The following is an 18,464-nucleotide window of genomic DNA, read 5'->3' as shown; positions in this document are numbered from 1 at the left end:
CTGGCCTGCGGACCCGTCACACTCCAACTCCCATACCACACAGGAGGTCATCCACATTCATGGCAGTAGAGCCAAAATTGTCACACCCTCGCCGCGGGTGATGATCGGCGGTGTGATGCCCGGGCCGTGCTTGGTGAAGTGCAGCCAGAGGTGGTCGGTCATGTGGAACGTTGCCGCGCAAAGCTTTTCAGTTGGGCAGACAGTGCGTCAGCCTGTAACAGCGTGGGCGCCAGATCCGGGTCTTTCATCCGGGCCTGAAAAACCAGCCCGATCGTGATGTCGTGGTCGGGGCGGTACTCGATCGTGATACCGTCGCCCGCGCGGACCTGGCCCGTGGACAGCACACGGAAATACGCGCCGGGCACTCCGGCGTCGGTGAACGTCTTGATCCAGTGCGGCCGGTCCAGGAAGCACGCGAACGTCCGGCACGGGGTGCGCGGGGCGGAGACTTCGAGGAGCAACATCCCGGTCCCGATACGCCATCGCTCGCCGATCCGGGTCTGGGTCAGGTCGACACCGACGGTGGTGAGGTTCTCGCCGAACATCCCGTTGTCCAGCGTGACACCGAGTTGCGCTTCCCAGGTGTCGAGATCCTCGCGGGCATAGGCGTAGACCGCCTGATCGGGTCCGCCATGCAACTTGGGATTGCCGATGGTGTCACCGATCAGGCCACTGGAGTCGCTCTGCGCGTGCCCGGGTGGGCGGACCAGGACGGCGTCGTCGACGGGCTGCTTGTCGATCCCGGTCAGCGGGGACTGCCCGCGCGGATCGGGATTGACCCGGGGCCGTGCCACATTGACCGACAAGACGTGCACCCGCTCACAATAGCGGCGAGGCGGCCACCGAACGTGAAACTACTGCCACGCTCGATGCCCAACGTGAAACTACTGTCACGCTCGGTCCGGCGCCAGCGCTAGGGCCAGCGCTAGGGCCAGCGCCAGCGGCGGCCGCGGCGCCGGCTCAGCGGGCGAATAGCAGCGCGCGCTTGACCTCTTGGATAGCCTTGGTCACCTCGATGCCGCGTGGGCAGGCCTCGGTGCAGTTGAACGTGGTGCGACACCGCCACACGCCGTCGACCTCGTTGAGGATGTCAAGGCGCTCGGCGGCAGCCTCGTCGCGGCTGTCGAAGATGAAGCGGTGCGCGTTGACGATCGCCGCCGGACCGACGTAGCTGCCCTCAACCCAGAACACCGGGCAGCTGGCGGTGCAACAGGCACACAGGATGCACTTGGTGGTGTCGTCGTAGCGGGCGCGGTCGGCCTGGCTCTGGATGCGTTCGCGGGTCGGCTCGTTGCCGCTGGTGACCAGGTACGGCTTGACCGCCCGGTAGGCGTCGAAGAACGGCTCCATGTCGACGACGAGGTCCTTTTCCACCGGCAGCCCGCGGATCGGCTCGATGGTGATCCTCACCTGCTTGCCGGGCTTCTCGACGATGTTGTGCGGCAACAGGTCACGCATCAGCACCTTGCAGGCCAGCCGGTTGTGCCCGTTGATCCGCATGGCGTCCGAGCCGCACACCCCGTGCGCGCAGGACCGCCGGAACGTCAGCGTGCCGTCGAGGTAGCTCTTGACGTAGATCAACAGGTTGAGTAAGCGGTCGCTGGGCAGGCACGGCACCCGGAAGCTCTGCCAGCCGCCCGAATCGGCGTATTGGTCCGGGTTTTCCGGGTTGAACCGGGCGATTCGCAAGGTCACCATCGCCGCGCCGGCGGGGATCGGTGGCAGTGGCGGATCCCCGGCCTGCGCGGTGTCGACAGCCTCCTGCGAGCTCATCAGTACTTCCGTTCCTTGGGCTCGTAGCGGGTCTGCACCACCGGCTTGAAGTCCAGCCGGATGTCGCTGAGCAACTCGCGGCCCTGCTTGTGGGCCATGGTGTGGCGCATGTAGTTGACGTCGTCGCGGTTGGGGTAGTCCTCGCGGGCGTGCCCGCCGCGGGACTCCTTGCGGTTGAGTGCGCCGACCACGGTGACCTCGGCCAGCTCCAGCAGAAAGCCCAGCTCGATCGCTTCCAGCAGGTCGCTGTTGAATCGCTTTCCCTTGTCGTGCACGGTGATCCGGGAGTAGCGCTCTTTGAGGGTGTGGATGTCCTTCAGCGCCTGCTTGAGCGTCTCCTCGGTGCGGAACACCGCGGCGTTGTTGTCCATCGACTGCTGCAACGCGCCGCGGAGGTCGGCGACACGCTCGTTGCCGTGCTCGGATGCGATGTCGGCCACCCAGCCGACCACCATCGCGGCCGGCTCGGGCGGCAGCGGCACGAAGTCGTGTCCGGCCGCGTAGTTGGCCGCGGCGATGCCGGCCCGGCGGCCGAACACGTTGATGTCCAGCAGCGAGTTGGTGCCCAGCCGGTTGGCCCCGTGCACCGACACGCATGCGCATTCGCCGGCCGCATACAGACCCGGCACGGTGGTGGTGTTGTCGCGCAGCACTTGCCCGGTGACCGTGGTGGGGATGCCGCCCATCAGGTAGTGACAGGTCGGGTACACCGGCACCAGTTCGGTGACCGGGTCCACGCCGAGGTAGGTGCGGGCGAACTCGGTGATGTCGGGCAGCTTGGCGGCCAGCACGTCCGCACCCAGATGGCGGACGTCAATGTAGACGTAGTCCTTGTTGGGGCCGGCGCCGCGGCCCTCCAGCACCTCACGCACCATCGAGCGGGCGACGATATCGCGGGGCGCCAGGTCGACGATCGTCGGGGCGTAGCGCTCCATGAACCGCTCGCCCTCGCCGTTGAGCAGCCGGCCACCCTCACCGCGCACCGCCTCGGAGATCAGGATGCCCAAACCGGCCAGACCGGTCGGGTGGAACTGGTGAAACTCCATGTCCTCCAACGGAAGGCCTTTGCGAAAAACGATGCCGATGCCGTCGCCGGTCAGGGTGTGCGCGTTGGAGGTGGTCTTGTACATCCGGCCCGACCCGCCGGTCGCGATCACCACGGCCTTGGCGTGGAAGACGTGGATGTCGCCCGTCGCCAACTCGTAGGCCACCACCCCGGACGTCACCGGGCCGCCGGACGTCTCGGTGAGCACCAGATCCAGCACGTAGAACTCGTTGAAGAACTCGACGTCGTGTTTGACGCAGTTCTGGTAGAGCGTCTGCAAGATCATGTGGCCGGTGCGGTCGGCCGCGTAACACGCCCGCCGCACCGGGGCCTTGCCGTGGTCGCGGGTGTGCCCGCCGAAGCGGCGCTGGTCGATGCGGCCCTCGGGGGTGCGGTTGAACGGCATCCCCATCTTCTCCAGGTCCAGCACCGCGTCGATGGCCTCCTTGCACATGATCTCGACGGCGTCCTGGTCGGCCAGGTAGTCGCCGCCCTTGACGGTGTCGAAGGTGTGCCACTCCCAGTTGTCGTCCTCGACGTTGGCCAGCGCCGCACACATGCCGCCCTGTGCGGCGCCGGTGTGGCTGCGGGTGGGGTAGAGCTTGGTCAGCACCGCGGTGCGCACCCGCGGCCCGGCCTCCACGGCCGCCCGCATCCCGGCGCCGCCGGCGCCGACGATCACCACGTCGTATCGGTGTTCGGCGATCATGACCGCCGCCGACGATGCAGTGGGGGCACCCCCAGCCGAGCAGCGGCGAGGGGGACGAAGGGATGAGGAGGAGGCGGCGTAATCATGACAGGTTCGGGTCGAAGGTCAGCAGCACGTAGGTGCCCAGCACCAGCGTGAACGTCATCGACACCGCCAGCAGGGTGTTCAGCCAGAACCGGGTGGAATCCTTGCGGCTGTAGTCGCCGATGATGGTGCGTAGGCCGTTGCCGCCGTGCAGCTGCGCCAGCCACAGCAACAACAGGTCCCAGGTCTGCCAGAACGGCGAATGCCAGCGCTGCGCCACGTAGTTGAAGTCGATGCGGTACACCCCGTCCTGCACCATCAGCATCACGAACAGGTGCCCGAGCGCGAGAAATACCAGCACGACACCGGATATCCGCATGAATAGCCAGGCGTACTTCTCGAAGTTGGGCATACCCGAGTGCCCGCGGGGCGCCCGCGGGTTGTCCAACCCGGCTGGGCGGTCGTGGCTGCGCTGGCGCACCGGGGCGGCCTGGCCGCGGCCGAGTTGAAGGTCGGGCGCGGTCACAGGAACCGCTCCGCCATGTGCAGGCCGATCACGACGGCCGCCGGAACCATCACCAGCAGCCAGATGGCGGCGACGCCCCAGAGCATCTGGCGCTGGTAGCGCGGACCCTGGGCCCAGAAGTCGATCAGGATGACCCGCAGTCCGTTGAGCGCGTGGTAGAGCACCGCGACCACCAGCCCGAGTTCCATCAGGCCGACGATCGGTGTCTTGTATTCCTGCAGGATCTCGTTGTACGCCTGCGGGCTCACCCGGACCAGCGCGGTGTCCAACACGTGCACGAACAGGAAGAAGAAGATCGTCGCCCCGGTGATGCGGTGCAACACCCAGGACCACATTCCGGGATCGCCCCGGTACAGGGTCCGGCGCGGCGGCCGCGGACGCGATGTTGCGTCTCGCGGTGCCGACGCGGCCGGACCCGCGGATGTCGTCGTCATCAGAACCTCCAACGTGTCCTTGTCTTGGACTCTAAACCCATGGGCCCTGTCGTATGCGCCGCTCCGGGGGAGCCGGCTCCGGCGGTAGGGTCGAGTTGTGCCTCCGTCCGCGCGGTCCCGGGTCCGCCCGATGCTCCGCGTCCCCGTCCGGTGACCCGGCCGTGTCCGCTGCGATTGACTGGAATATGTTGCGGGAGAAAGCGATCCACGTAGCCGAGCAGGCATATGCACCCTACTCGGGATTGCGGGTGGGGGCTGCGGCCCTGGTCGATGACCACCGCGTGGTCACCGGCTGCAATGTGGAAAATGTCTCATTCGGCTTGGGGCTGTGTGCCGAGTGCGGGGTGGTCTCAGCCCTGCGTGCGACCGGCGGAGGCAGGCTGCTCGCACTGGTCTGCGTCGACGCCGACGGCGCCGCGCTGATGCCGTGCGGACGCTGCCGGCAGGTGCTTGCGGAGCATGGCGGGCCGGAGCTGTTGGTCGACCACCCGGACGGGCCGCGTCGGCTGGGCGATCTGCTACCCGACGCCTTCGGCCCCGACGACCTGCCCCGCTAGTGATCTTCGACGCGCCGACGGTCATCGCGACCAAACGCGACGGTGGCCGGCTGCCCGACGCGGCGATCGACTGGGTGGTCGACGCGTACACGCGCGGCCGGGTGGCCGAGGAGCAGATGTCGGCGCTGTTGATGGCGATTTGCCTGCGCGGCATGGACCACGGCGAAACCGCGCGGTGGACGTCGGCGATGGTGGCGTCGGGGGAACAGTGGGACTTCGGCGACCTGGGGCTGCCGACGGTGGACAAGCATTCCACCGGTGGCGTGGGCGACAAGGTGACCCTGCCGCTGGTGGCGGTGGTCGCCGCCTGCGGCGCGGCGGTTCCACAGGCGTCCGGCCGCGGGCTCGGTCACACCGGCGGCACGCTGGACAAGCTGGAGTCCATCGTGGGGTTCACCGCTGCACTGTCCCGTCAGCAGGTGCGTCAACAGCTGTGCGATGTCGGCGCGGCGATCTTCGCGGCGGGCGCCCTGGCGCCGGCCGACGCCAGGCTGTACGCGCTGCGCGACATCACCGGCACGGTCGAGTCGCCGCCGCTGATCGCCGGTTCGGTGATGGGCAAGAAGCTCGCCGAGGGAACCGGTGCGCTGGTACTCGACGTGAAGGTCGGCTCCGGGGCGCTGCTGCGCTCGCAGGAGCGGTGCCGGGAGCTGGCCGAAACCATGGTGGCGCTGGGCGCCGAACACGGCCTGCCCACCCGGGCGCTGCTCACCGACATGAACGCCCCGCTCGGCTGCGCCACCGGCAATGCGCTCGAGGTGGCCGAGGCGCTGGACGTGCTGGCCGGTGGCGGGCCCGACGACGTGGTGGCGCTGACGGTGGCGCTGGCCGCCGAGATGCTCGAGCTCGCCGGTCTCGACGGCCGCGACCCCGCGCAGGCCCTGCGCGACGGCACCGCGATGGACCGGTTCCGCGCGCTGATCGCCGCGCAGGGCGGCGACCTGTCGGCGCCGTTGCCGATGGGCCGGTGTCGCGAGACCGTCACCGCGCCCCGGGGCGGCACAATAGGCGACATCGACGCGAGGGCGGTGGGGATGGCGGTGTGGCGGCTCGGCGCGGGCAGGACCCGCCCGGGTCAGCCGGTGCAGGCCGGGGCGGGCCTGCGCATCCACCGCCGGCCCGGCGATCCGGTGGCCGCCGGTGAGGCAGTGTTCTCGCTCTACACCGACACCCCGGACCGTGTCGGTGCGGCGATGGCCGAACTGGACGGCGGCTGGAGCGTCGCGGACACCCCGCCCGGCCCGCGGCCTCTGATCATCGATCGGATCACCTGATGACGCGCGCCGGCGACGATACAGAGCGAAGCGATGAGGAGGAGCGGCGCCGATGACCCTGCCGCTGACCCTGGATGCGATCACGCAGGCGCCCAAGGCGCTGCTGCACGATCACCTCGACGGCGGGCTGCGTCCGGCCACGGTCCTGGACATCGCCGGCCAGATCGGCTACGAGGGGCTGCCCTGCACCGACGCCGCCGAGCTGGCCCGCTGGTTTCACAACGCCTCCTACAGCGGCTCCCTGGAGCGCTACCTCGAGCCGTTCGCGCACACCGTCGCGGTGATGCAGACACCCGAGGCGCTGCACCGGGTCGCGGTCGAGTGCGTGCAGGACCTGGCCGCCGACTCGGTGGTGTACGCCGAGGTGCGGTTCGCCCCCGAACTGCACATCGAGCGTGGCCTGTCGTTCGACGAGGTGGTCGACGCGGTGCTGGCCGGCTTCGCCGACGGCGAGCGGGCAGCGGCGGCGGCGGGCCGTGCCATCACCGTGCGCTGTCTGGTGACCGCGATGCGTCACGCCGCGCTGTCGCGGGAGATCGCCGAGCTGGCGATCCGCTTCCGGGACAAGGGTGTGGTCGGATTCGACATCGCCGGCGCAGAGGCCGGACACCCGCCGTCACGGCACCTGGATGCGTTCGAATACATGCGAGACCATAACGCGCGCTTCACGATTCACGCCGGTGAGGCGTTCGGGCTGCCGTCCATCCACGAGGCGATCGCGTTCTGCGGCGCCGATCGGCTCGGCCACGGGGTGCGGATCCTCGACGACGTCGCGGTGGACGACGACGGCTCGGTGCGGCTGGGCCGGCTGGCATCGATATTGCGGGACAAGCGGATTCCGCTTGAGCTGTGTCCCAGCTCCAACGTGCACTCCGGTGTGGTGGCCAGCATCGCCGAGCACCCGTTCGACCTGTTGGCCAGGGCCCGGTTCCGGGTCACCGTCAACACTGACAACCGGCTGATGAGCGACACCTCGATGAGCCGCGAAATGCACCGGCTGGTGCAGGCGTTCGGCTACGGCTGGAACGATCTGGCGCGGTTCACCATCAACGCGATGAAGTCGGCGTTCATCCCGTTCGACGAACGGCTGGCCGTCATCGACGAGGTCATCAAGCCGCGCTTCGCGGTGCTGGTCGGGTAGCCGTGCGCACGGTATTCGACTTCGCCGACGTCGTCGTGGAGCGTGACGGCGTGCGGGCGCTGGACCGGTTCAGCGCGGTCGTCCCGGCCGGCGGCGTGACGGTGGTGTTCGGCCCGTCGGGATCGGGCAAGTCGACGTTGCTGCGGCTGTGCAACCGACTGGAGGTGCCGACCAGTGGGCGGGTGTTGTTCTGCGGCGACGATGTCGCCGGTATCGATCCGTTGTGGCTGCGGCACCGGGTGGGCATGTGCTTCCAGCGTCCGACGCCGTTTCCCGGCACCGTCGCCGAGAACCTGCGGGCCGCGGGCCCGGATGCGTCGCACGCCCAGATGACCGAGATGCTGGAGCGGGTGGCGTTGACCGGGTCGTGGCTGCAGCGCGACGCGACCGCACTGTCCGGCGGGGAGGCGCAGCGAATGTGCCTGGCCCGCACGCTGATCGCGCGACCGCAGGTGCTGCTGCTGGACGAGCCGACCTCCGCCGTCGACGCCGACGCCGCGCAGGTGATCGAACAGGCTGTGCGTGAGCTGGCCGATTCGGACGGAATTCCCGCCCTGTGGGTCACCCACGACTGGGCGCAGGCCGAGCGGATCGCGGACTGGGTCGTGCGCATCGAACACGGCCGCTGCTTGAGTCTCGGACCGGTCGAGCCCGGGAACGGGGAGGTGACGCGATGAACGTCGGGTGGGTGGGTCTGGCGACGTCGTTGGCGTTGGTGGGGTTCGCGGCGGCGATCTCACTATGGCAGCGGCTGGGCCTGGAGCGCCAGGTGGTGTGGTCGGCGGTCCGTGCGCTGGTCCAGTTGCTGCTGGTGGGCGGCCTGCTGGTGGTGATGTTCGAGCCGGGCCGCTCGCTGTGGTGGTCGTGGGCGTGGGCGGCGGGCATGGTGGTCTACGCCGGCGATGTCGCCCGGCGGCGCGCCCCGGAGGTGCCGCGCCTGGCGCCGCTGGCCGTCGCCGCGTTCGGCGCCGCGGCGGTGGTCACGCTCGGCGTGTTGTTCGGCTTGCGGGTGTTTCCGCTGCAGCCGCGGACGCTGGTGCCGATCGCCGGGATGATGATCGGCAACTCGATGACGGCCACGGTCCTGGTGGCTCGGCGCCTTGTCGATGAGCTGCGCGACAAACGCGACGAGGTGGAAGCCCGACTGGCGCTGGGTCAGCCCTACCGTCAGGCGGCCGCGCCGTACCTGCGGACCGCGTTGCGATCGGCGCTGTCTCCGCAGATCGAGACCACCAAGGCCACCGGGCTCGTCTTCCTGCCCGGCGCGATGACCGGACTCATCCTCGCGGGCGTGTCACCGGTGCAGGCGGTGCTCGTGCAGGCGGTGGTGATGTTCCTCGTCCTGGGGTCGGTCGCGGTCACCACCGTGGTCGTCGCGCTCGGGCTGGTCCGGCGGGTGTTCACCCGCGACCACCGGCTGCTGCCGCTGCGTCACCGTCCGGAAACCGCCGCCCGCCGGAGCGGCCCGGTCTGAGCCCGGCGTCCGGCCCCGGCCCGTTTCCGGTCCCGCGGCGCCGCCGCCCCGGCTACATTGTCGCCATCGGGGACGGCGCCGCGACCGTGAGGAGCTGCAGCGGTGACCATGTCGGTGGCGGAACGCCGCGAGTGGGGCAGAGCCCGCCGCGCAGCCATGCCCAGATCGGCCCTGGCCGACGTCGTCGCGGAGGGCACCCGCGGCGACCCGATTTCGCTGCTGGAATCGCAGGCGGCGACCCGGATCCCCGAGCTCGTCGCCGTTCGGTACGGGCGGATGCTGGCGTCGCCGTTCGCGTTGTTTCGCGGCGCGGCGCTGATTATGGCCGCCGACTTGGCGGCCGGGCCCGACACCGGGCTGACCGCGCAGCTGTGCGGCGACGCGCATCTGTCTAACTTCGGCTTGTTCGCTTCTCCCGAGCGCAATCTCGTCTTCGACATCAACGACTTCGACGAGACGTTGCCGGGGCCGTGGGAATGGGATGTCAAACGGCTGGCCGCGAGCCTGGCGGTCGCCGGCCGGGTGAACGGCTTCTCGGCAACCCAACGGGAGCGGGCGGTTCGCACCTGCGTGGCCGCCTACCGTGACCGGATGAGAGACCTGGCCCAGATGCGGGAGCTCGACGTGTGGTACGACCACACGTCCATCGACCGGGCGCTGGAAACCAGCATCGATCCCAAGTACGGGCGTGCGGTCCGCCGCACCGTGGCCAGGTCACGCGGCCGCGACCACCTGCAGGCGTTGGCGAAGCTGACGCACGTGGTCGACGGCCATCGGCGGCTGATCAGCGACCCCCCGCTGCTGATCCCGATTGACGAGCTGGTCGGCGAGGGCGAGGCGCGCCGGCACGAGCAGCAGATGGGTGTCCTGCTGGCCGCCTACGAGGCGAGTCTGGACCCGGCCCGCCGTGCGCTGGTCCGCCGGTTCAGGTATGCGGCCATGGCACGCCAGGTCGTCGGCGTCGGCAGCGTGGGCACCCGCGTCTGGGTGGTGCTGTTGTGGGGCCGCGACCAGGACGATCCGCTGCTGATGCAGGTCGGGGCTGATGCAGGTCAAGGAAGCGCAACCGTCGGTCCTCGAGCCGTATCTGGCGCGCAGCAGGTACGCCAACGCAGGCAAGCGGGTTGTCATCGGGCAGCGGTTGATTCAGGCCAGCAGCGACATCCTGCTCGGTTGGCTGCGCGGAGTCGGCCCCGACGGGCACGAGGCCGACTACTACGTGCGCCAACTGCGCGACTGGAAGGGGTCGGCCCGCGTCGAGGCCTTGAGCCCGGGGATGCTGGCCGATTACGGGCAGGGCTGCGGGCACGTCCTGGCCCGTGCGCACGCACGAACCGGAGACCGCGTCGCGATCGCGGGCTACCTCGGCACAGGCGATGCGGCCGTCTCGGCGCTGACCCGCTTCGCCGAGGCGTACGCCGAGCGCAACGAACGCGACTACGCCGCGCTACGCGCGGCGGTGGCCGAGCACCGCATCGAGGCGCGGCCGGAGAAGTGACGCGGCGCGACGATCACGACGCCGGGGCGTCGGCCGGGTTCGGGCCGCGTCGCACGAACAACGCCAGCACCGCGCCGAGGGCCGCCGTGGCGGCCGCGACCGCCATCGAGGTGTGCAAACCGGTCATGAACGCCTCGTGGCTGCCGCGTGCCACCGCGGCGGCCAGCGGCGCCGGCGTGCCCGGCACCGTCGGTGCGACGCCTTGAGCCACCAGCTCCTTGGCGGGACCGAACGTCGCGGCGACGGGCGCCGGAATGCCCGCGGCGGTGAGCTGGTCGACGAGCACCGACCCGACCCGGCTGGACACCACCGAGCCCAGTATCGTGGTGCCCAGCACCCCGCCCAGCTGCACCGCGGTGCTCTGCACGCCGCCGGCCACCCCGGCGTCGTCGACGCCGGCGTTGCCGATGATGGCGTCGGAGCTGGCCGTCAGCACCAGGCCGATGCCCGCCCCCAGCAACACGAACGCGGGCCACAGCGCGTGGTAGCCGGAGTCGGCGTGCAGGGCCGTCAGCGAGAACAGCCCGGCCGCCACCGCGCCCAGCCCGACGACCATGGCCGGTCGCGGCCCGAACTTGTCGGTGACGACTCCGCTCAGCGGGGCGGTCACCATCAGCATCAGGCTCAACGGCAGCGTGCGGACACCGGTGACCGCGGGTGAGAAGCCCTGCACGTTCTGCAGGTACAGCGACAGGAAGAACACCGCGCCGAACAGCGCGAAGAAGTCGATGACGACGACCGCGGTGCCGATCGACAGCGTCCGGTTGGCGAACAGCCGCATCGGCAGCAGCGGGTCGCGGGTGCGCAGCTCGATCACCACGAACGCGGCCACCGCCAGCGCGCCGGCGGCGATCACGGTCAGCGTCCGGCCCGCCAGCCAGCCCCAGTTCTGCGCCTTGATCAGACCGAACACGACCAAGAAGAGACCTCCGGACAGGGTGGCGATGCCGGGAACGTCGAGATGGTGCTCGCCGACGCTGCGGCTCTCGGTGATCGCGGCGCCGCCGATCAGCAGCGCGGCCACCGCGATCGGGGCGTTGATGTAGAAGACCGACTGCCAGGTGACGTGCTCGACGAGCAGCCCGCCGACGATCGGCCCGGCCGCAATGGACACCCCGGAGGCGGCGCCCCAGATGCCGACCGCCGCGTTGAGCTTGTCGGCCGGGAAGGTGCTGCGGATGATGGCCAGCGTGCTGGGCATCAGCAGCGCCCCGAACACGCCCTGCAGGGTGCGCAGGGTGATGACGCCGTCGACGGTGCCGATCAGCCCGATCCCCACCGAGGTGGCGGCGAAGCCCACCACCCCGATGAAGAACACCAGCCGGCGCCCGAAGCGGTCGCCCAGTTTTCCGCCGAAGATCAGCAGCGACGCCAGCGCCAGCATGTAGGCGTCGGTGATCCACTGCAGGTCCGACAGCGACGCCTTGAGGTCGGCGGCGATGCGCGGGTTGGCGATCGCCACCACCGACGCGTCCAGGCCGACCATGATCACGCCGATCGAGACGGCGAGCAGCGTCCACCACGGGTGTCCCCGCATCGCGGCTCGGCTGTCGGGTGCGCGATGACGGCCGGCTGTGGTCAGGTCCGGGGTCGGTTCCGGGGCTAGTTCCGGCGCCGTGATGATGGCGGTCATGTCTGTGTTCCGTTCCCTAAATGGAGGACTACTTTCACTTAACTGGGACGACGGTAGTGGCAAGTGGATGTTGTCTTCCACTTCAGTGGCTAATCTGGAGCTGTGATTTCACCCGCAGCGGAGCGTGACGAGGGAGCCAGACCACTGCGGGCTGACGCGCAGCTCAACCGCGATCGGATCCTCACCGCCGCCGCTGAGCTGTTCGCCGAACGCGGGCTGTCGGTGCCGCTGGAGGAGATCGCCAGCCGCGCCGCGGTCGGCGTCGCCACGCTCTACCGGCGCTTTCCGTCCCGCGCGGACCTGGCGGCCGCGGCATTCGAGCGCAGCATCTCGCGCTACACCGGCGCCGTCGACCGCGCGCTGACCGCCCCGCGCGCCTGGGACGGCTTCTGCGGGCTCATCGTCGAGCTGTGCGACCTGCAGGCCGCCGACGCCGGCCTGCGGGACCTGCTGACCACGGCGTTTCCCGCCAACAGCGTGATCGAACAGCGCGCCAACGAGGCCGTCGACAAGCTCAGGGTGCTCATCGAGCGCGCGCAGCAGGAGGGGCGCCTGCGCGCCGACGTGGTGGCCGCCGACGTCGTCGTGCTGTTGCTGGCCAACGCGGGAGTGTTGCGGGCCACCGGCGACGCGGCCCCGGACGCGTCGCGGCGCTTCGCGGGGTTGATGGTCGACGCCTTCCGTGCGCGGCCCGAGCAGCCGCTGCCGGCCGCGCCGCCCGAGCAGCAGTTACGCCGGTCGATCGCCATGCTGACCGGACAGCGCTGAGCGTGCTGTGTGCGCCTGAGCGCCGCGACCCGGCTTAACCCGCTGAGCGGGTGAGCCAACCTCGCCAACCTCATCCGCCCCGCCTGTCGCTGGGCGAGGGATTTAGTACCTGCTCCAACGTGATGGCGGATGCGATATCACTTCGCGGCAGCATGTCATGGTCAGCTCCTGGTGCTGATGTGACTCAACCTCGATCCACCGAAGTGGCGCTACTCGCGCCTCAGCCGCGACGCTCACGTCACAGTCGCCGCCGGCCTGCGGCGCTACTCGCGCCTCAGCCGCGACGCTCACGTCACAGTCGCCGCCGGCCTGCGGCGCTACTCGCGCCTCAGCCGCGACTCCACGAAGCGGTCCAGGGCCTCCCATTCGCGCACCGCCTCGATGTACGGCGCTGCGGGCCTGCTCGCCGCGCCGGGCTCCAGCACGGACGCCACCAGCCTGCCCAGCGGCCGTTCGGTCGCGAGCGCCTTGTCGACGCTGTTGTCCTCGGCATAGTCGCCGACGTCGCGGAGCAACTCGACGGCCAGCTCCAGCTGTTCGCGGTCCACCGCGTCGGGCCCGTCGGCCAGATCGTCGGCCAGCCCGGTCAGCACGTAGACGTTGTCCTCGGTGACGTCGGCCCGCAGCGACCCGTCGGTGGCGGCGGTGCGGATGTCGTCGTAGGTGCTCAGCTCCGACAGGTCGTGGTCGTGCTCGTCGGCCAGATACCGGGTCAGCGCCCGCTCCGAGCTGAAGACGCTGATCCGGCCGTTGCGGCCGAGGAAGATGGGCCGGTCGTCGAGATAGCAGCGCAGCGTGTAGAACGTCCCGGCGCCGGTCATGATCCGGATCGGGTCGATGCCGACCTTCAACCAGAAGTCCTCGTCGCCGCCCAGCACCGCGTCGTCGCCGTCGGTGCGGTGCTCGTCGGCGACGGCCTCGGCCGCATCGGCGTCCGCGGCTGGGTCCTCCTCGGCGACGTCGGCCTCGTCGGCGACGTCGGCGGCATCGGCGGCATCCTGGTCCTGCTCGGGTTCGTCGGGTGGCTCCGCCAGTTCGTCGGCGGCGCGCGCCGACGCCGCGGCGTCCACGTCGGGAGTGCTGACGACGCCGTCGACGGCGGCGAGCACGTCGTCCCAGCTACGCGCGATCACCTCGGCGATCCCGTGCCAGCGTTTGAGGCCGGCCCTGCCGGTGAAGTAGTCGACACCGCCGGCCACCGTGCCGAGGCTGGGGTTGCCGTTGAAGAACTTCAACACCGGCGCCAGCTCGCAGACCGAGCCGATCGAGGAGACCACGGCCAGCGTGTTCGCCAGCGCCGCGACCGACTCCTCGGTCGGTTTCTCGGCGACCAGCTCCTCCACCGCGATCAGGTCGAACTGCCGGTCCTCGGCGGGATCCAGGGTGTGCGCGCCGGCCTCGGCCAGCGCCTTCCAGCCCGGGTGATCGGCGAGGTCGTGGTCGGTTCTGGTGCGTACGAACGCGACCAGGTCGGCCACGGTCTCGAAGCAGTAGAGCTCCTCGCCCTCGCCCAGAAAGGCCTCCCATTCGTCGCCGGCGTCACGCCAGCGCGGCGCCCACACCGTGTAGCGGTCACCGGCGGTCAGGCTCAGGCGGAGGGGCACGAGGTCAGCAGCCATGCGGCACACAATAGCGACGCCCGGCGCGCGGGCCGCGCCCCGCCGTGGCTAGCCGGTCCAGATGTCGGTGATGGCCGGCGCCTGTGCCGCATAGCCCGTCTTGGGCAGCCCGTACATCTGCTCCAGCGTGGACAGCACGTTGTAGTGGCTGATCTGCTCGGCGTAGATCCCGGGCTTGACGTTGGCGCCGCAGAAGACGGTCGGGATCTGGTTGTGCGCGGAGTTGTCGTCCTCGTCCCAGGTCAGGATGAGCAGGCTGTTGTTGGCCGGCGCCCACTGCGCATACGGCGCGATGTACCGGCGCAGCCACTCGTCACCCCGCGCGATCGAGCCGTCGTGCATGTCGTTGTCGACGTCGGGAATCACGAACGAGACCGTCGGCAGGCTCGCGTAGCTCTGGGGCGGCGGAAACGCGGAGAACGGCACCGAGTAGGCGGGTGGGATGTTGGCGAAATTGACCCAGGGGGCGTGCTTGCGGGCGTACTTGCCCGCGGCGCAGACCGTCGAGCCGACCGCGGGCAGGCTTTCGGCGAAACCCATGAAGGTGCGCCCGGTTGCCTGCAGTTCGGAGCCGAGGTTGGCGATGTTGGCGCCGTCGACCGGGCAGACGTTGCCCTTCAGGCCGAAGGTGCTGCCGGCGAAGAGCGCCAGGTAGTTCGGCTCGCTCGGGTGCGTCTCGGCGAAAGACTGGCTCATCGACGCGCCACCCGCGGCCAGCGAGTTGATGTAGGGCGCCGACGCGTTGCCGATCACGTTGGCGTAGGAGCGGTTCTCTTCGACGACGACGACGACGTGTGCGAACGCGGGGACCGCTGCCGCCGCGAGGTTCACCGAGGGGTTTCTGCCCCCGAGATGTGGTGCCGGCCAGGACGTCACCGTGGCGAAGGCCGCCAACCCGCCGATCAGGCTGACCGCCCGGCGCCACCTACTTGTCCGCCGTTGTCGGCGTGGCATTCGATGGAGTATAGGAGCACGTCTGCGCGAGACGGGCTCTCGGCGCGGGCGTGTCGCGGAGCCGCCGATCCGGCCCGCCGCGAACCCGGTACCCCGCCGCGAACGCGGTACATTGTGACGGTTCCGGCCCGACGGGTGCGGGCACGGCGCAGAATCTGGCGATACCGCCGGTAACGGTATGCGCGGTGACGGGTGGAGAGTCGCGATGGCAGGTCCGAGGCTAGGGTCGCGGGGTGCCGTGCTGCGGGCGATCGTCGGGGTGCTGGCTGCGGCGTCGACGCTGACCGCGACGGTCGTGGTCGGGGTGCACACCGTTCGCGGAGAAAAGGCCGTCGGCGTGGCGCTGTTGTCCGCCGAAGACGACTACATCATGGGCGGCACGACTGAACCTAATCCTGGCGTCGTGCCCGGCTACATCCCCGGTGTCGAGCAGCTCTATCTCGACGAGGGAACACCCATCGCCGTCAACACGCCCGAGGAGTTCTGCCAGCCCGTCTGCTTTCCCGCCCCCGCCGACGATCCCAGCTCATGGACGAACCTGAACTTCGGCGACTCGCTGAAGGTGGGCCTCGCCGTGCTCAACAACGACATCAGCAGCCTGGCGGCGAGCAACGGCACCGCAACGGTGTTCGGCTATTCGCAGAGCGCCACCATCGCCACCCAGGAGATGGAAACCCTGCACGCCGCCGGCGTCAGCGACCCGAACCTGTCCTTCGTGGTGGTCGGTGACCCCAACAATCCGATCGGCGGCATCCTGGATCGCTTCCAATTCCCCGACGGCATCGGCAAATTCAGCGTGTCCCTCGAACCTCAGCACCTGCCGTTCATCAATGTGCCGCTGAGCATTCCGCCGACCCCCACCGACGCGTTCCCCGTCGACATCTACACCGCCGAATACGACGGCTACGCCGACTTCCCGCAGGACCCGACCAACGTACTGGGCGACGTCAGCGCGTTGATCGGTATCGGCACCGTGCACCCGCACTACCCGGATCCCGGCGACATCAACTTCGACCATCCGGTGGCAATCGGCACGATCGGCCAGGCCACCTTCTACGAGATTCCGCAGAACCTGCCGATCGTGCAGTGGCTGTACGACGGGGGCGGCGCCGGGCAGTTCTTCGGCGACGTGTTCTCGCCGTGGCTGAGGTTGATCACCGACTGGGGCTACGGCAACGCGGGCGACCCGGCGGTCGACGGGTACTACGCGATACCCGACGGCAGCCCCTACGAGCAGATGGTGGACAACGTGGTGGGCGAAGGCGTCCCGGGCGGCCCCTGGGCGGAGACCCCGCTTGGCACGCTCTGGGACGGCTCCGGCGTCGCCGGATTCTTCGAGAAGATGGACCCGCTGCAGCTGCTGGCCGGCGTCGACAACGCCGCGATCCAGAGCGTGGTCGGCCCCATCGTCGACGTGTTGCACGATATTTACGGTTCCGGCCCGCTGCCCGCCGTCCCCGCCGACATCATGAGCGGCCTCACCATCGCCTTACAGGCCGTCACCGGCTACGACGCGATCAACCTCGCGGACCAGGTTGTGCTCACCGGGTGGAACCTGCTGACCGGCCTACCGGCCGTGGCCGCCGTCATCGGCCCGGACGCCGTGCTGGACGGGCCGCTGATCCCCGGGACGCCGCTCATCGACCTCGTCGGCGACGCTTTCAACGTCTTCAACTTCTTCGGTGCCTGAGCCGGTCACGCCCGTGCACGTGCGTGTCCTCGAGCATCCGCTGGCCGCGGCCCGGCTGACGACGTTGCGCGACGAGCGCACCGCAAACGCGGCGTTTCGGGCCGCGCTGCGCGACCTGACGCTGATGCTGGTCTACGAGGCCACCCGCGACGCCCCGGGCGAGAGCGTCCGGGTTCGCACACCCCTGGCCGAGACGGCCGGGGTGCGGCTGGTCCGGCCGCCGCTGTTGGTGCCGGTGCTGCGGGCCGGGTTGGGCATGGTCGACCAGGCGCACGCACTGATACCGGAAGCCAAGGTGGGTTTCGTCGGGGTCGTTCGCGACGCGGTGACCCATCGGCCGATCCCGTATCTGGAGTCGCTGCCCGACGATCTGGGCGGCCAGCCGGTGCTGGTGCTCGACCCGATGCTGGCCACCGGGGGCTCGATGGCGCACACGGTCGAGTTGCTGCGCCGCCGCGGCGCCGACGACATCACGGCGCTGTGCGTGGTGGCCGCACCGGAAGGCCTTGCGGCGCTGGAGAAAGCCGCCCCGAACGTGCGGGTGTTCACGGTCGCCGTCGACGACCGGCTCGATGACGCGGCCTACATCGTGCCGGGCCTGGGCGACGCCGGGGACCGCCAGTTCGGGCCGCGCTGAGCTACCAGCCCCGCACAGTGACGGCCAGTCGCTCGCACAGCGCGGTTGCGCGTTCGCGGGCATCGTGCACATTGCCGGCCACGGCGCACCGGATTTCGAGGTAGCACTTGACTTTCGGCTCGGTACCCGACGGCCGCACCACCACCCGGGCCGAGGTCTGCCTGTCGCCGCCCGCGAAGATCAGCGCGTCGGTGCGGTCCGGCCCGCGGCGCTGCAGCAGATCCGTTGTCGTCACGGAGAATCCGGCCATCGAGGCGGGGGGATCAGCCCGCAGCCGGCGCATGAACGCGCTCGCGTCGGCGGTGTCGGCCACCGGTCGCGACACCGCGGCACCGACGTGCACGCCGTGCTGGTGGGCGAGGGCGTCCAACGCGTCGAGCACCGAAAGGCCATGGTGTTTCAGCGATGCCACCAGATCGCAGGTCAGCACCGCGGCGCTGATGCCGTCCTTGTCGCGGACCGCGGCCGGGTCGACGCAGTGCCCGATAGCCTCCTCATAGGCGTAGACCAGCGTGGCACCCGGACAGTTCGCGTCGGCACGCGCCAGCCATTTGAAACCGGTCAGGGTCTCGACGTGACGGGCGCCGTGGCGCGCGGCGATCGCCGCGAGCATCCGCGACGACACCACTGTGCTGGCCACGACCGGGCTGGCCACGACCGGGCTGGCCACGACCGGGCTGGCCACGACCGGGCTGGCCACGACCGGGC

17 protein-coding genes and 2 pseudogenes are annotated in these 18,464 nt (G+C 69.8%); 10 read left to right on the top strand and 9 right to left on the bottom strand.

What is annotated here, in order from left to right; genetic code table 11:
- Positions 1–158: 158 nt before the first annotated feature.
- The 5 genes from ABDW21_RS06805 to sdhC all read right to left on the bottom strand — a co-directional run bounded on the left by ABDW21_RS06805 (position 159) and on the right by sdhC (position 4,511).
- Positions 159–815, bottom strand: a complete 657-nt coding sequence (locus tag ABDW21_RS06805) for an MOSC domain-containing protein (RefSeq protein WP_343710217.1) — start codon at positions 813–815, stop codon at positions 159–161.
- A gap of 145 nt (positions 816–960) precedes the next feature.
- Positions 961–1,773 (bottom strand): succinate dehydrogenase iron-sulfur subunit, encoded by an 813-nt coding sequence (locus tag ABDW21_RS06800; protein ID WP_343710216.1) that lies wholly within the window; start codon positions 1,771–1,773, stop codon positions 961–963.
- Complete coding sequence (gene sdhA, locus ABDW21_RS06795; RefSeq protein ID WP_343710215.1) at positions 1,773–3,527, bottom strand: succinate dehydrogenase flavoprotein subunit; 1,755 nt, start codon at positions 3,525–3,527, stop codon at positions 1,773–1,775. Before sdhA ends, ABDW21_RS06800 begins: the two co-directional genes overlap by 1 nt.
- Positions 3,528–3,609: 82 nt before the next feature.
- Entirely contained in the window at positions 3,610–4,077 is a 468-nt protein-coding gene (locus ABDW21_RS06790; RefSeq protein WP_343600412.1) for a succinate dehydrogenase hydrophobic membrane anchor subunit, read from the bottom strand.
- Positions 4,074–4,511, bottom strand: coding sequence for a succinate dehydrogenase, cytochrome b556 subunit (gene sdhC / locus ABDW21_RS06785; RefSeq protein ID WP_343710214.1), 438 nt, complete (start codon positions 4,509–4,511; stop codon positions 4,074–4,076). The genes ABDW21_RS06790 and sdhC overlap by 4 nt, the downstream gene beginning before the upstream one ends.
- A 161-nt stretch (positions 4,512–4,672) precedes the next feature.
- On the opposite strand from sdhC, the gene ABDW21_RS06780 reads away from it, so the two are divergent.
- From ABDW21_RS06780 to ABDW21_RS06750, 7 genes and pseudogenes are all read left to right on the top strand, one after another.
- Entirely contained in the window at positions 4,673–5,068 is a 396-nt protein-coding gene (locus ABDW21_RS06780) for a cytidine deaminase (RefSeq protein ID WP_343710213.1), read from the top strand.
- The gene (locus ABDW21_RS06775; RefSeq protein WP_343710212.1) at positions 5,068–6,342 is read left to right on the top strand and encodes a thymidine phosphorylase; all 1,275 of its coding nucleotides are present in this window, start codon (positions 5,068–5,070) and stop codon (positions 6,340–6,342) included. Before ABDW21_RS06780 ends, ABDW21_RS06775 begins: the two co-directional genes overlap by 1 nt.
- A 52-nt stretch (positions 6,343–6,394) precedes the next feature.
- Positions 6,395–7,483 (top strand): adenosine deaminase, encoded by a 1,089-nt coding sequence (locus ABDW21_RS06770; RefSeq protein ID WP_343710211.1) that lies wholly within the window; start codon positions 6,395–6,397, stop codon positions 7,481–7,483.
- A 2-nt stretch (positions 7,484–7,485) separates the two neighbouring features.
- Entirely contained in the window at positions 7,486–8,160 is a 675-nt protein-coding gene (locus tag ABDW21_RS06765) for a phosphate ABC transporter ATP-binding protein (RefSeq protein ID WP_343600417.1), read from the top strand.
- A complete protein-coding gene (gene fetB, locus ABDW21_RS06760; protein WP_343600418.1) occupies positions 8,157–8,957 on the top strand; it encodes an iron export ABC transporter permease subunit FetB in 801 nt (266 codons plus the stop codon). The genes ABDW21_RS06765 and fetB overlap by 4 nt, the downstream gene beginning before the upstream one ends.
- A 108-nt stretch (positions 8,958–9,065) precedes the next feature.
- Positions 9,066–9,935, top strand: a pseudogene (locus tag ABDW21_RS06755) (DUF2252 family protein); the annotation flags it as partial.
- Positions 9,936–10,002: 67 nt separating this feature from the next.
- Positions 10,003–10,455 carry a DUF2252 family protein gene (locus tag ABDW21_RS06750; protein WP_343600419.1) on the top strand — a complete coding sequence of 151 codons (453 nt, stop codon included), beginning with the start codon at positions 10,003–10,005 and terminating at the stop codon, positions 10,453–10,455.
- Between the two features lie 13 nt (positions 10,456–10,468).
- Here ABDW21_RS06750 and ABDW21_RS06745 read toward each other — a convergent pair whose 3' ends face one another.
- The gene (locus ABDW21_RS06745) at positions 10,469–12,088 is read right to left on the bottom strand and encodes an MFS transporter (protein ID WP_343710210.1); all 1,620 of its coding nucleotides are present in this window, start codon (positions 12,086–12,088) and stop codon (positions 10,469–10,471) included.
- Between the two features lie 102 nt (positions 12,089–12,190).
- Here ABDW21_RS06745 and ABDW21_RS06740 point away from each other — a divergent pair, with 102 nt between their 5' ends.
- Complete coding sequence (locus tag ABDW21_RS06740; protein ID WP_343600421.1) at positions 12,191–12,856, top strand: helix-turn-helix domain-containing protein; 666 nt, start codon at positions 12,191–12,193, stop codon at positions 12,854–12,856.
- Positions 12,857–13,173: 317 nt separating this feature from the next.
- Here the strand turns inward: ABDW21_RS06740 and ABDW21_RS06735 are convergent, their stop codons facing one another.
- Together ABDW21_RS06735 and ABDW21_RS06730 are read right to left on the bottom strand one after the other, a co-directional pair.
- Complete coding sequence (locus tag ABDW21_RS06735) at positions 13,174–14,475, bottom strand: primosomal protein (RefSeq protein WP_343710209.1); 1,302 nt, start codon at positions 14,473–14,475, stop codon at positions 13,174–13,176.
- Between the two features lie 48 nt (positions 14,476–14,523).
- Positions 14,524–15,429 carry an alkaline phosphatase family protein gene (locus ABDW21_RS06730; RefSeq protein WP_343600423.1) on the bottom strand — a complete coding sequence of 302 codons (906 nt, stop codon included), beginning with the start codon at positions 15,427–15,429 and terminating at the stop codon, positions 14,524–14,526.
- Positions 15,430–15,634: 205 nt separating this feature from the next.
- Here ABDW21_RS06730 and ABDW21_RS06725 point away from each other — a divergent pair, with 205 nt between their 5' ends.
- Together ABDW21_RS06725 and upp are read left to right on the top strand one after the other, a co-directional pair.
- The gene (locus tag ABDW21_RS06725) at positions 15,635–17,119 is read left to right on the top strand and encodes a PE-PPE domain-containing protein (RefSeq protein ID WP_343710208.1); all 1,485 of its coding nucleotides are present in this window, start codon (positions 15,635–15,637) and stop codon (positions 17,117–17,119) included.
- 13 nt (positions 17,120–17,132) lie between these two features.
- On the top strand, positions 17,133–17,756 hold the full coding sequence (gene upp / locus ABDW21_RS06720) for a uracil phosphoribosyltransferase (protein WP_343600434.1): 624 nt from the start codon (positions 17,133–17,135) through the stop codon (positions 17,754–17,756).
- Position 17,757: 1 nt separating this feature from the next.
- Here upp and ABDW21_RS06715 read toward each other — a convergent pair.
- A pseudogene (locus ABDW21_RS06715) lies at positions 17,758–18,464 on the bottom strand (phospho-sugar mutase); the annotation flags it as partial.

This window comes from Mycobacterium sp. (assembly GCF_039583805.1).
Classification (GTDB): Bacteria; Actinomycetota; Actinomycetes; order Mycobacteriales; family Mycobacteriaceae; genus Mycobacterium.
This window is presented reverse-complemented; position numbering and strand designations above follow the sequence as displayed.